Raw genomic sequence first — 12,708 nt, forward strand, 5'->3', positions numbered from 1 at the left:
AATGAAAGTCCGCCGCGGCCGGTTATACCCGGCGGACCTGATTCACACCACGAAATCCGGTCCGGCACATATAACTTCACACAGTCAGAACCGCGCGACTCGCTCCACGGCTCCGACCCGACTTCAGGGGAGAGCACCCATGAAAACCCTCACGATCACCACCGCCGCCGCAGCCGCCCTCACCGCGGGCGTGCTCGGACTGGCCGCCCCCGCGCTGGCTGCCCCGTCGGGCGCCGGCAGCGCCGCCGACACGATCAGCGCGCTGGAAGCGCAAGGCAACCGCGTCGTCGTCAACCGGCAGAGCAACGCTCCGCTCGACGAAGCCTCCGTTGTCTCCGTCACCCGGGGTCCGGACGTCCGCCAGTCGGTACCGAACGCCACCTCCAACGGTGACAACAACCGCTCGGTGAGCAACCAGACGGTGTACGTCAACGTGCGCTAGCACGACAGACAGCATGAAGGGGCACCTCCGGACGGAGGTGCCCCTTTTTTGCCGTGTGTCTCAGACTGCGCGCAGCGGCGGCGGGGGGACGGCGGTCCGGGACTGGAAGGACGGGTGCCTGCGCATCGCCTCTTCGATGGCCCGGGCCCGTCGGTCGGCGGCACTGCGGGCCGCATGCGACTGCAGATCGATCACCGTGGCGGTATTCGTCATCATCAACGCCCTTCCGCTGAATGCCTTGGATTTCTTCAGCGTGCCCGGCCCACCTGAGCGTCTTCGTCAGTGTTGGCCGTGAACTTGATGAGAGAAATAACCCAACGGGCCGGGCAGTAAACACTCAGGTGCGCAATGTCAGCACGCTGATGTCCGGCCGCGTGCCCACCCGCAGCGGCGGACCCCAGAACCCCGCCCCGCGGGTGACGTAGAGCTGGGTGTCCCGCACCGTCGACAGCCCGGCCAGGACCGGCTGCGCCAGCTCGACGGCGTAGTGGAACGGCCACATCTGGCCGCCGTGGGTGTGGCCGGACAGCTGCAGATCCACCTGCCGCTGCGCGGCTTCGGCCACCTGAACCGGCTGGTGAGCAAGCAGAACGGTCGCCGTCGAGGGATCGACGCCGCGCAGCGCACGGCCGAAGTCGGGCGGATCCGACCGCGACTCCCCCGCGATGTCGTTGACCCCGGCCAGATCGAACGCCGCCGCCCCGCGCCGGATCCGGGTGTTCTCGTTGCGCAGCACCTGCAGCCCGAGTCGCTCGAGTTCACGCAGCCACGATGTGGTGCCGTCGACGAAGTATTCGTGGTTGCCGGTGACGAAGAACGTGCCCTCCCGGGAGACCAGGTCGGCCAGCGGCGCCGCCGCCGGCCCGAGCTGCTCGACGGTGCCGTCGACCAGGTCGCCCACCACGGCAACCAGGTCGGGCTCGGTCTCGTTGATCATTCGCACGATCCGCTCGGTGTGTGCGCGGCCCAGCAGCGGCCCGAGATGAATGTCGGAGACCACCGCGACCCGGAACCCGTCGAACGCCGCGTCCAGACGCGGCAACCGCACCGGGACCCGCAGCACGTCGGGCGCCCCCATCGCGGTCGTGACGCCGACACCGGTGACACCCACCGCGGCGGCCCCCGCGGCCATCGCTCCGGCGCGCGCGAGGAATTGCCGCCGGTCCAACCCGGGCGTCGGCTCTGCCGGCGCCCGGCGCCGCCGCAGCCAGGCCACCAGCCGAACCGGCTCGATGACCAGCAGCGCCAGGAACAGGTAGACCAGCAGGCCGAACCAGACGTAGCCGGGCCAGGCGAACCAGCCCGACTGCTCGATTCCGGTCACCCGCGGCAGCACCAGCGTGAGCACCAGCAGCGCGGTCAGGCCCAGCAGCGCGAGCGTGAGGATGCGACGCCGCCGGCCCGGTCCGGTGGTGTCCCTGATCGTGCGGAACCAGACGTAGAACGTCATCAGCCCGAGGATCGAGCCGAGAACGAGGATGAACATGGGCGTCCTTTTGCGGGCGGCGCGGGCGGCTCGGGGCGGTCTCCCCAGGGTAGTGATCGCCGCGGCGGCGCTACCCGGAGAAGTCACATTCGAAACACTGGCCACACCCGTCACCCGCGTGGCTCCCGGGCCGGACCCGTTCGATCGCCTAATCTGCAACATCGATGGCGACCTTGACGAAGATCTCGACACGCGCGTCTGCGCTGGTCACGGCCGTGATGCTGGCGCTGGCCCCGGTCGCCGCCGCCCAACCCGCGCCGGCACCGGAGGCCAACACCTGCCCCTACAAGGAGTCGACGCCGCCGGCGGTCGACGCGTCCGAGATCCCCGAGTCGGGCGACCCGCCGGGACCGCTGCCCGTGCCGGCCAAGCCGATGGGCGGCGACGCGCTGTCGGGCTGTGGCGTGATCACCGCGCCGGGTACTCCCCCGCTGCCCAACGACGTGTCCGCCGAGGCCTGGCTGGTGGCCGACCTCGACAGCGGCGACGTCATCGCCGCGCGCGACCCGCACGGCCGCCACCGCCCCGCCAGCATCATCAAGGTGCTCATCGCGATGCAGGCCATCCGCGACCTTCCTCTGCACAAGGTCGTGGCGGGCACGCAGGACGACGCCAACGCCGAGGGCACTAGGGTCGGCGTCGGCGAAGGCGGGTTCTACTCGATCAACGACCTGCTGCACGGGCTGCTCATGCACTCCGGCAACGACGCCGCGCACGCGCTGGCGATGCAGCTCGGCGGCATGGACACCACGCTGACCAAGCTCAACACCCTCGCAAACAAGCTCGGCGCCCGGGACACCCGCGTCGCGACACCGTCAGGGCTGGACGGCCCCGGCATGAGCACGTCGGCCTACGACATCGGGCTGTTCTACCGCTACGCGTGGAACAACCCCGTGTTCGCGAACATCGTTCACACCCAGGAGTTCCAGTTCCCCGGCCGGGGCGACGGCGGGTATCCGATCGAGAACGACAACAAGCTGCTGGCCAACTATCCGGGCGCGCTGGGCGGCAAGACGGGCTACACCGACGACGCCGGGCAGACGTTCGTCGGCGCCGCCGACCACGACGGACGGCGCCTGGTCGCGGTCCTGATGCGCGGCACCCGCCAGCCGATCGCGCCGTGGGAACAGGCCGCGCACCTGCTCGACTACGGCTTCGCCACCGCGCCGGGCACCAAGGTGGGCGATCTGGTGGAGCCCGACCCGTCGCTGGCAGAACCGAAGGCCGACCCTGCCGCCGCGGCGACGACGAACAAGGCCAGCGCCACACTGCCCGACGTCGACGCGATGCCGGTGCGGGTCGGCGTGGGCGTCGTCGGCAGCGTCATCGTGTTCAGCCTCATCATGGGGGCGCGGGCACTCAACCGCAGACCCCAGCACTAGCGCTTGCGCCACCGCGAAAGGCTCAGCGCGCCAAGCGCTCCGGCCGCCGCGGCGGCACCCGCCTGCCACGGCGCGAGACCGGGCCGGGTGATGATGCGGTTCCGGATGACCGCCGGGCCCGGCGCCGGAATCGGCGCCTCGGCCAGGTTCTCCGCGGTGGTGGCCGCCCATGCGGTGGAGAACAGGATCAGCCGCGCGGTGATGTAGGCGAACACCATCAGACCGAGCACCGGCCCGAACGTCGCGCCCGCAGGACCGGTCAGCACCGTTTTCAGGTAGATCGAGGCCACCAGCTTGAAGATCTCGAAGGCCACCGCGGCGATCAGACCGGCGCGCACGCTGCTGCGGAAGGTGGCCGACTCGCGCGGCAGCCGGGCGATCATCCACGTGAACAGCAGCCACGACACGAGGATCGACACCGCGATGGACGCCACCCGCAGCAGCACGGTCAGCACCGTGGAATCCGGGAAGCCCAGCCAGTTCAGCACGTTCTCCACGATCGAGGAGTTGCCCAGCGCCGACAGCGCGACCGTGACGACGATCGCGGCGAACGTCGACAGCAGCGCCAGCAGATCCGACAGCTTCGTCTTCAGGAACCCCGGCGGCTCGTCCCGGAACAGCCCCCACATCTGGCTGAGCGCCTCGCGCAGGTTCGCCATCCAGCCCAGGCCGGCCCAGGCTGCGGTGGCCAGTCCGATGATGCCGACGGTGCCGCGGGAGTCGATCGCCGAGTCCATCAGGGTCACCAGCTGCTGGCCGAGGTCGCCGCTGACCGCCGAGCGGATCTTCGCCTCGAGCTGGTCGAGCAGTTGAGGCTCGCTGGCCAACACGAAGCCACCGATGGAGAAACCCACCATGAGCAGCGGGAACAGCGCGAAGATCGTGAAGTAGGTGATACCGGCGGCGTAGAAGTCGCCCTTGCTGTCGTTGTAGCGCTGCTGAGCCCGCATCACGTGGTCGAACCACGGCATCCGGGCCCGCAAGCGGTCGAGGATGCCGGGCTTCTCGTCGGACGGTGAGCCTTCCGGCGCGGTCATCGGGGCCTCCTCGGGGCTAGCGCGGTGCCAGGAACCCCAGCCGGTCATATACCCGGCGCACCGTGTGTCCAGACACCTCGCGCGCCCGCTGCGCGCCGGCCGCCAGCACCCCCTCCAGTTCGGCGGGGTCGTCGAGCAGCTCGTCGACCCGCGCCTTGATGGGCGTGACGAACTCGACGACGGCGTCGGCGGTCTCCTTCTTCAAGTCGCCGTAGCCGCGGCCGGCGTACCCCTCGACGAGTTTGTCGATGTCGGCCCCGGTGACCGCCGACTGGATGGTCAGCAGGTTCGACACCCCCGGTTTGGCTTCGGGATCGAAGCGGATCTCGCGCTCGCTGTCGGTGACCGCGGACCGGATCTTCTTGGCGGTGCGGGCCGGATCGTCGAGCAGGCTGATCAGCCCGGCGTCGGTGGCGGCCGACTTGCTCATCTTGGCCGTGGGATCGGCCAGGTCGTAGATCTTGGCGGTCGCCTTGGGGATCATCGGTTCGGGGATGACGAACGTGTCGGGGAAGCGGGCGTTGAAGCGTTGCGCGACGTCGCGGGCGAGTTCGAGGTGCTGGCGCTGGTCCTCGCCGACGGGCACCAGCTCGGTGTCGTAGAGCAGCACGTCGGCGGCCATCAGGATCGGATAGGTGAACAACCCCACCGTCTGCGCGTCGGCGCCGTGCTTGGCGGACTTGTCCTTGAACTGCGTCATCCGCGATGCCTGCCCGAACCCGGTGAAACATCCCAGCACCCAAGCCAATTCGGAGTGCTCGGGCACATGGCTCTGGACGAACACCGTCGCCCGGGCGGGGTCCACCCCCAGCGCGAGGTACTGCGCGGCGGTGGCCAGCGTGCGCCGCCGCAGCGTCGCGGGATCCTGCGCCAACGTGATCGCGTGCAGATCCACCACACAGAAGTACGCGTCGTGACCGTCCTGGAGGCCCACCCACTGTGCGACCGCGCCCAGCGCGTTGCCCAGGTGCAGAGAGTCGGAGGTGGGTTGCGCGCCGGAGAAGACGACGGGCTTGGCTGCGGTGCTCATGGTGAGATCCAGTTTTTCATGCGGGCCCGTCGTTTCGGTCGGCGGCCATCCGTCGCAGTGCGCGCAGGAACACCCGCCGCTCCTCGGTGTCGAGCAGACCGAGCCAGCGTTCCTCGCCGCGCTGGATCTGCGCCTGCGCCGCGTCCTTGCTCCGACGGCCCTGCGCGGTGATGCGCAGCAGCCGGGCGCGTCGGTCCTCAGGGTCGGGCACGCGTTCGATGAGGCCGCTGTGCTGCAGGTCGTCGAGGGTGCGGATGATGCGCGTCTTGTCGGCGTTGATGGCCTCGGCCAGCGCGGCCTGCGTGCGCACCTCGCCGCGGTCGAGGGCGCAGAGCACGACGTAGCCCCACATGGTCAGGCCGTGGGCGGCCAGCACCGGTTCCTCGGCGGCCACCAACTCCCGCACGAGGGGTGCCAGCAGCGCAGCCAGATCAGGGCGGCGCGCGGAACTCACGGGGAAAGCGTAAGCATTGCCGTATCGTATGCAGGTGCATATCATATGCGTATGCCTATATTCTCCGCTCAGCACCGCACCGCCGTGGAGACCTCGATCGAGGTCGTCTCCGGCGTCCGCAGCAGTGATCTCGACCGGCCCACCCCGTGCTCCGGGTGGACGCTGGCCGACCTTCTCGCCCACATGACCGCGCAACACCGCGGGTTCGCCGCCGCCGCGCGCGGCCGCGACACCGACCCCGACGTCTGGCGCACCGAACCGCTGGCCGCGGCGATCGCCGCCGATCCGGTGGGCACCTACACCGCCGCCGCCCGCGACGTCCTGGCGGCGTTCGCGACCCAAGGCACCGACGAGGCGCTGTTCGCACTGCCCGATTTCGGCGCCGACGTCACCGTCGTCGGCGAGACGGCGATGGGGTTCCACTTCGTGGATTACGTGGTGCACGGCTGGGACGTCGCCGCGGCGCTGGGGACACCGTTCACGCTGCCCGACGACGTCATCGCCGCCGTCACGCCGCTGACGCTGTCGGTTCCCGACGGCGACTTCCGCGACACCGGTCTCTCCCCGTTCGCGCGGGCACTGCCGCAGACCGACGACGACGCCTTCGCGCGCCTGTTGCGCCACCTCGGACGGTCCCCGGACTGGAACCCGATCCCCAGGTAGTCTTCGCGCGCATGCGGGGGTTGATCATCGTCGTGGTCGCGCTGATGCTCGCGGCCCTTCTGCATGCCGGTCCTGCGCACGCCGCGCCCGGCCGCGCGGTCGTCATCGTCTCCGGCGGTGACGCGGTCAGCCCGTTCACCACCCCTGACGACGCCTGCCGATCCGGCCTGGCGGCCGGGAACACCGACACCGCGCTGCGGGAGAACCTGCTCGCCGCAGGGCACGCCGTCTACACCTCCCCGGCGATGGCGGGCCGCGGGCCGGTCGTCGACCAGAGCGGGTTCGGCGCGTTCGGCGACTGCCCGATCACGCTGCCCGACATCATGACCGTCGACTCGACGGCATCGATCGACCTGGCCGGCGAACACCTCGCCCGGTTCCTCACCTATCTGCACGACACCCGCGGCGTGGACGTCATCGACGTCGTCGGCCACTCGATGGGTGGGTTGTACTCGCGGGCGGCGTTCCGGGTGCTGCAAAGCCTCGGCTCACCGATCCGGATCCGTTCGCTGACCACGCTGGGCACGCCGTGGGAGGGATCGTTTCTGTCCGACTACGCCAACGGCATCACGACCCTGGCGGACTGCGCGGGCGACGCCTACTGCGAGAAGGCGTCCCTGGCGATGGCCGCGGAGGTGACCCGGCTGCAGACCGGGTCGGGCCGGGAAGTCAACCAGGGCTACCTGATGGGCCCGCAGGGCTGGAACGATTTCCAGGCCGGCGTGTTGGACGAGATTCCGGTCGTCGTCATCGGCGGGGCCCGGTTCACCCGTCCGGCGCCGGCCAACCCGATGGTGTGGCCCAACGACGGCATCGTGTCGAATCGCAGCGCGCTGGCCACCGACATCAGCGACCGGGTGCTGGCGCACCGGCGCTGCGTGTCCTTCGACGACACCCACAGCATCTACGTCTCCGACGCGGTCGGCCTGCCGTGGGAGACGGGGCTGACGTGGGATCCGCGGGTGTTCGACGTGGTGCGCGGCGCGATCGACGGCGCCGACGGCGCGCTGCAGAACCCCACGCGCATCGGCTGCTGAGCGATTTCGGCGTCGTTGGTCGCGCTCAGCGTGACCTACGACGCCGAAATCACGCGTAGGTGACGGTGACGGGGCAGTGATCGGACCAGCGCAGCGCGTAGGCCGCGGGCCGCTCGGTGTGCACCGCAGCCACCCGCGCGGCCAGTCCCGGCGTCGCGAGCTGATAGTCGATGCGCCATCCCGCGTCGTTGTCGAACGCCTTGCCCCGCCACGACCACCACGCGTACGGCCCCGCCTCGTCAGGGTGCGCGGCCCGCACGACGTCGACCCAGCCGGTGGCCAGCAACTCGCTGAGCCAGCGGCGCTCATCGGGCAGGAACCCGGCCTTCTTGACGTTGCCCTTCCAGTTCTTGATGTCGTTCTCGGTGTGGGCGATGTTCCAGTCGCCGCCCAGCACCGCGTCGCGGCCCGCCGCCCGCAGCACGGCCATCCGGTCGGCCACCGCGGCCATGAACCGCTCCTTCTCGCGCTGCCGCTCGGTGTCGGCCTCCCCCGTCGGGAAGTACACGCTGCCCACCGTCACCCCGGCCGTGTCGACCTCGATGTAGCGTCCGTGCGAGGCGAATTCTCCTGCACCGCAACCGATCCGAACATCATCGTGCGGCGTGCGGGACAGCACCGCCACACCGTTGCGCCCCTTGACGTGCGGCGCGGCCGACGCGAGGTGCCACCCCTCGGCGAGCACCGGGGCCAGCGCGTCGGCCAGCTGCTCGTCGTCGGCGCGGGTCTCCTGAAGGCACACGACGTCGGCGGGAGTCTGCGCCAACCACGGCAACAGGCCACGGTTGTCCTCGGAGCGCTGCTTCACCGCCGCCCGGATGCCGTTGACGTTGACGGTGCTGACTGTGAGGGGACGCGTCACGGCCGTCGACCCTAGCGGCCGTTCTTGCGGTACCGCCGGTATCACCTTAATGTCGGGCGCTATGAGGCAACGCGATCCGATCCACCTCGGCTCCGGCGAGCCGGTGCTGCTGCTGCACCCGTTCATGATGTCGCAGAACGTGTGGAAGAACGTCGCGCCCGCACTCGCCGAGACCGGTCGCTACGAGGTGTTCGCGCCCACCATGGCGGGCCACAACGGCGGCCGCAAGAACCGGTCCTGGCTGCTCGACAGCTCCACACTGGCCGACGACGTCGAACGCTGGCTCGACGAGATCGGCTGGGACACCGCCCACATCGTCGGTAACTCGCTGGGCGGCTGGGTGGCCTTCGAGCTGGAGCGACGCAACCGCGCGCGCTCGCTGATGGGCATCGCACCGGCCGGCGGCTGGCACCGCTGGACACCGGCCAAGTACGAGATCGTGTTCAAGTTCGTGATGGGCTTCCCGGTGTGGCTGACCGCCAAGGCGCTCGGCCCCCGCGCGGCGCGGCTGCCCGGCGCCCGGGCGGCGGCGAGCGTGCCGTGCAGCGCCACCCGCGACGGCATCAGCGACGAGGACATGCTCGACATCATCGACGACGTCACCCACTGCCCGGCCTACTACCAGCTGCTGGTCAAGGCGCTGCTGATGCCGGGGTTGATGGAACTCGCCGACACCGGCATCCCGACCTCGCTGGTGGTTTGTGAGAAGGACCGGGTGCTGCCGCATCCGCGGTTCACCAACCACTTCCGCAAGCATCTGCCGCGCGACGTCGGCGTCACCGAACTCGACGGCGTGGGCCACATCCCGATGTTCGAGGCGCCGCAGCGGATCGCCGAGCTGATCCGCGATTTCCTCGACGAGCAGACGGGCTCGCAGCGCGCCATCGGCTGAACCCGGTGGCACCCGGTCGCCGGGGTGCGTTATTCTTCGTGACGGTTCTGAGTGCCAGCGCACAGCCCCGGCTTGCTGGCCGGCAACCCTCCAACCGCGGTGGGGTGCCCCGGGTGACGACCAGGTTGAGTAGCCGATCTCGGCTATAAGGCAAGCGCGGGTCCGCCGTGAAACGGGCCCCCCGTTCATGGAGGAGACATCGAATGAGCCTCGACAACGGCTTCGACGACCCCACAAGTCGCTGGGCGTTCGAGACCAAGCAGGTGCACGCGGGGCAGGCGCCCGACGCCGCCACCGGCGCACGCGCCCTGCCGATCTACCAGACCACCAGCTACGCGTTCCGGGACACCGACCACGCCGCGGCGCTGTTCGGGCTGGCCGAGCCGGGCAACATCTACACCCGCATCATGAACCCGACGCAGGACGTCGTCGAGCAACGCATCGCGGCGCTCGAGGGTGGGGTCGCGGCGCTGCTGCTGGCCTCCGGCCAGGCCGCCGAGACGTTCGCGATCCTCAACCTCGCCAACAGCGGCGACCACATCGTGTCGTCCCCGCGGCTGTACGGCGGCACCTACAACCTGTTCCACTACACGCTGCCCAAGCTGGGCATCGAGGTCAGCTTCGTGGAGAACCCGGACGACCCGGAGTCGTGGCGGGCGGCGGTGCGGCCGAACACCAAGGCGTTCTTCGCCGAGACGATCTGCAACCCCCAGATCGACGTGCTCGACATCCCGTCGGTGTCCGCGGTCGCGCACGACAGCGGTGTCCCGCTGATCGTCGACAACACCATCGCCACCCCCTACCTGATCCAGCCGATCAGCCACGGCGCCGACATCGTCGTGCACTCGGCCACCAAGTACCTGGGCGGGCACGGCACCACGATCGCCGGCGTGATCGTCGACAGCGGCACCTTCGACTGGACCAACGGGCGCTTCCCCGGTTTCACCGAGCCGGATCCCAGCTATCACGGCGTGGTGTTCGCCGAACTCGGCCCGCCCGCCTACGCGCTCAAGGCGCGCGTGCAGCTGCTGCGGGACCTCGGCTCGGCCGCGTCGCCGTTCAACGCGTTCCTGATCGCCCAGGGCCTGGAGACGCTGAGCCTGCGCGTCGAGCGGCACGTGGCCAACGCCCAGCGCGTCGCCGAATACCTCGCCGGCCACCAGGACGTCATCTCTGTGAACTACGCCGGGCTGCCCAGCTCACCCTGGTACGAGATCGGGAAGAAGCTGGCGCCCAAGGGAACCGGTGCGGTGCTCGCGTTCGAACTGGCCGGCGGCATCGCCGCGGGCAAGGCGTTCGTCGACGCGCTGACACTGCACAGCCATGTCGCCAACATCGGTGACGTGCGCTCGCTGGTGATCCACCCCGCCTCGACCACCCATCAGCAGCTCTCCCCCGAGGAGCAGCTCGCCACCGGCGTGACGCCCGGGCTGGTGCGGCTGGCGGTCGGCATCGAGGGCATCGACGACATCCTCGCCGACCTCGAGCGGGGCTTCGCGGCCGCCCAGCAGGTCGGCGCCACCGCCGATGCGCAGGTCCTCGAGGTCCAGACGTGACGATCGTGGATGTGGCGAACGAACGCGTGGCGCTGCCGCCCGAGGGTGAGATCGGCATCGTCGACATCGGACCGCTGACGCTGGAGAACGGCGCCGTCCTCGACGACGTCTCGATCGCGGTGCAGCGGTGGGGCGAGTTGTCGCCCAACCGCGACAACGTCGTGGTGGTCCTGCACGCGCTGACCGGTGATTCGCACATCACCGGGCCCGCCGGGCCGGATCATCCGACGCCGGGTTGGTGGGACGGGGTGGCCGGCCCCGGCGCCCCGATCGACACCGACCGGTGGTGCGCGATCTCGACCAACGTGCTGGGCGGGTGCCGCGGCTCGACGGGCCCGAGCAGCATTGCGCCCGACGGAAAGGCCTGGGGGTCAAGGTTTCCCGTCACCACGGTGCGTGACCAGGTGGCCGCCGACGTGGCGGTGCTCGAGCGGCTGGGCATCACCGAGGTGGCCGCTGTGATCGGCGGCTCGATGGGCGGCGCCCGCGCGCTCGAGTGGATCGTCACCCATCCCGACAATGTCCGCGCCGCGCTCGTGCTCGCAGTTGGCGCGCGCGCCACGGCCGATCAGATCGGCACGCAGAGTAGCCAGGTCGCGGCGATCACCTCCGACCCGAACTGGTGCGACGGCGACTACCACGACACCGGCCGCTCCCCAGACGCCGGCATGGAGATCGCGCGCCGGTTCGCGCATCTCACCTACCGCGGCGAGGCGGAACTCGACGAGCGGTTCGGCAACGCCGCGCAGCCCGGCGAGGACCCGACCACCGGCGGGCGGTACTCGGTGCAGAGCTACCTGGAGTATCAGGGCCGAAAGCTGGTGGCGCGCTTCGACGCCGGTACGTACGTCGCGCTGACCGACGCGCTGTCCAGCCACGACGTGGGGCGCGGCCGCGGCGGGATCGAGGCGGCACTACGCGGCTGCCGGGTGCCCACGGTCGTCGGCGGCATCACCTCCGACCGGCTGTATCCGCTTCGGCTGCAACAGGAACTGGCCGATCTGCTACCCGGCTGTGACGGGCTGGATGTCGTGGACTCGATCTACGGGCACGACGGCTTCCTCGTGGAGACCGACGCGGTGGGCAAGCTGATCCGGCGCACGCTGGAGTTGGCCGCGCGGTGAGCGGTTCGGCCGAACAGCGTTCGCTGTCCTTCGGCGCGGAGGCCGCCGCCTACGAACGCGGTCGCCCGTCCTACCCGCCGGAGGCGATCGACTGGCTGCTGCCTCCTGGCGCGCGCGACGTACTCGATCTGGGCGCGGGTACGGGCAAGTTGACCACCCGGTTGGTCGAGCGCGGTCTCGATGTCGTTGCCGTGGACCCGATTCCGGAGATGCTGGAACTGCTGAGCAGCTCGCTTCCCGACACACCGGCGCTGCTGGGCACCGCCGAGGAGATCCCGCTGGCCGACGACAGCGTGGATGCGGTGCTGGTCGCGCAGGCGTGGCACTGGTTCGACCCCGAGCGGGCACTCAAGGAGGTGGCACGCGTGCTGCGGCCCGGCGGCCGCCTGGGTCTGGTGTGGAACAACCGCGACGAACGGCTGGGCTGGGTGAAGGATCTCGGCCGGATCATCGGCCACGAGGTGGATCCGTTCAGCCAGACCGTGGACTTGCGCGCACCGTTCACCGAGGTCGCCCGCCACCAGGTCGAGTGGACCAGTTACCTGACGCCGCAGGCGCTCATCGATCTGGTCGCCTCGCGCAGCTACTGCATCACCTCCCCGGAGCAGGTGCGCACCCGCACGCTCGACCGGGTGCGCGAACTGCTCACCACGCACCCCGCACTCGCGAACAGCACGGGCCTGGCGCTGCCGTACGTGACGGTGTGCGTGCGCGCCACGCTGTCCTAGCGCTCGGCGAAAGCG

General features: G+C 70.1%; 14 protein-coding genes and 1 riboswitch. Of the genes, 8 read left to right on the plus strand and 6 right to left on the minus strand.

Features of this window, described 5'->3' with window-relative positions:
- Positions 1-139 precede the first annotated feature (139 nt).
- On the plus strand, positions 140-442 hold the full coding sequence (locus MCHUDSM44219_RS16640; RefSeq protein ID WP_048419364.1) for a hypothetical protein: 303 nt from the start codon (positions 140-142) through the stop codon (positions 440-442).
- 60 nt (positions 443-502) lie between these two features.
- On the opposite strand, the gene MCHUDSM44219_RS30015 is transcribed toward MCHUDSM44219_RS16640, so the two are convergent.
- Both MCHUDSM44219_RS30015 and MCHUDSM44219_RS16645 read right to left on the minus strand, forming a co-directional pair.
- Positions 503-655, minus strand: a complete 153-nt coding sequence (locus MCHUDSM44219_RS30015) for a hypothetical protein (protein WP_157868771.1) — start codon at positions 653-655, stop codon at positions 503-505.
- A gap of 124 nt (positions 656-779) precedes the next feature.
- On the minus strand, positions 780-1,928 hold the full coding sequence (locus tag MCHUDSM44219_RS16645) for a metallophosphoesterase (protein ID WP_048419365.1): 1,149 nt from the start codon (positions 1,926-1,928) through the stop codon (positions 780-782).
- Between the two features lie 164 nt (positions 1,929-2,092).
- On the opposite strand from MCHUDSM44219_RS16645, the gene MCHUDSM44219_RS16650 reads away from it, so the two are divergent.
- Positions 2,093-3,310 (plus strand): D-alanyl-D-alanine carboxypeptidase family protein, encoded by a 1,218-nt coding sequence (locus MCHUDSM44219_RS16650; protein WP_048419366.1) that lies wholly within the window; start codon positions 2,093-2,095, stop codon positions 3,308-3,310.
- On the opposite strand, the gene yhjD is transcribed toward MCHUDSM44219_RS16650, so the two are convergent.
- The 3 genes from yhjD to MCHUDSM44219_RS16665 are packed head-to-tail and all read right to left on the minus strand — an operon-like array spanning position 3,307 to position 5,831.
- The gene (gene yhjD, locus MCHUDSM44219_RS16655) at positions 3,307-4,347 is read right to left on the minus strand and encodes an inner membrane protein YhjD (protein WP_048419367.1); all 1,041 of its coding nucleotides are present in this window, start codon (positions 4,345-4,347) and stop codon (positions 3,307-3,309) included. The genes MCHUDSM44219_RS16650 and yhjD overlap by 4 nt on opposite strands.
- A 16-nt stretch (positions 4,348-4,363) precedes the next feature.
- Complete coding sequence (trpS, locus tag MCHUDSM44219_RS16660; RefSeq protein WP_048419368.1) at positions 4,364-5,377, minus strand: tryptophan--tRNA ligase; 1,014 nt, start codon at positions 5,375-5,377, stop codon at positions 4,364-4,366.
- A gap of 16 nt (positions 5,378-5,393) precedes the next feature.
- Entirely contained in the window at positions 5,394-5,831 is a 438-nt protein-coding gene (locus tag MCHUDSM44219_RS16665; RefSeq protein WP_236695492.1) for a MarR family winged helix-turn-helix transcriptional regulator, read from the minus strand.
- A gap of 51 nt (positions 5,832-5,882) precedes the next feature.
- Between MCHUDSM44219_RS16665 and MCHUDSM44219_RS16670 the strand changes: the two genes are divergently transcribed.
- Positions 5,883-6,494 (plus strand): TIGR03086 family metal-binding protein, encoded by a 612-nt coding sequence (locus MCHUDSM44219_RS16670; protein ID WP_048419370.1) that lies wholly within the window; start codon positions 5,883-5,885, stop codon positions 6,492-6,494.
- An 11-nt stretch (positions 6,495-6,505) separates the two neighbouring features.
- A complete protein-coding gene (locus tag MCHUDSM44219_RS16675) occupies positions 6,506-7,531 on the plus strand; it encodes an esterase/lipase family protein (RefSeq protein ID WP_048419371.1) in 1,026 nt (341 codons plus the stop codon).
- 49 nt (positions 7,532-7,580) lie between these two features.
- Here MCHUDSM44219_RS16675 and MCHUDSM44219_RS16680 read toward each other — a convergent pair whose 3' ends face one another.
- Positions 7,581-8,393 carry an exodeoxyribonuclease III gene (locus MCHUDSM44219_RS16680; RefSeq protein ID WP_048419372.1) on the minus strand — a complete coding sequence of 271 codons (813 nt, stop codon included), beginning with the start codon at positions 8,391-8,393 and terminating at the stop codon, positions 7,581-7,583.
- 61 nt (positions 8,394-8,454) lie between these two features.
- Between MCHUDSM44219_RS16680 and MCHUDSM44219_RS16685 the strand changes: the two genes are divergently transcribed.
- From MCHUDSM44219_RS16685 to MCHUDSM44219_RS16700, 4 genes are all read left to right on the plus strand, one after another.
- Positions 8,455-9,285, plus strand: a complete 831-nt coding sequence (locus MCHUDSM44219_RS16685) for an epoxide hydrolase EphH (RefSeq protein WP_172506326.1) — start codon at positions 8,455-8,457, stop codon at positions 9,283-9,285.
- A 43-nt stretch (positions 9,286-9,328) separates the two neighbouring features.
- A riboswitch (SAM riboswitch) is annotated at positions 9,329-9,448 on the plus strand.
- A 40-nt stretch (positions 9,449-9,488) separates the two neighbouring features.
- On the plus strand, positions 9,489-10,841 hold the full coding sequence (locus MCHUDSM44219_RS16690) for a bifunctional o-acetylhomoserine/o-acetylserine sulfhydrylase (protein WP_048419374.1): 1,353 nt from the start codon (positions 9,489-9,491) through the stop codon (positions 10,839-10,841).
- Positions 10,838-11,965, plus strand: coding sequence for a homoserine O-acetyltransferase MetX (gene metX / locus MCHUDSM44219_RS16695; RefSeq protein ID WP_048419375.1), 1,128 nt, complete (start codon positions 10,838-10,840; stop codon positions 11,963-11,965). The genes MCHUDSM44219_RS16690 and metX overlap by 4 nt, the downstream gene beginning before the upstream one ends.
- Complete coding sequence (locus tag MCHUDSM44219_RS16700) at positions 11,962-12,693, plus strand: class I SAM-dependent methyltransferase (protein ID WP_048419376.1); 732 nt, start codon at positions 11,962-11,964, stop codon at positions 12,691-12,693. The genes metX and MCHUDSM44219_RS16700 overlap by 4 nt, the downstream gene beginning before the upstream one ends.
- Positions 12,694-12,708 lie beyond the last annotated feature (15 nt).

This window comes from Mycolicibacterium chubuense, assembly GCF_001044255.1.
GTDB lineage: Bacteria > Actinomycetota > Actinomycetes > Mycobacteriales > Mycobacteriaceae > Mycobacterium > Mycobacterium chubuense.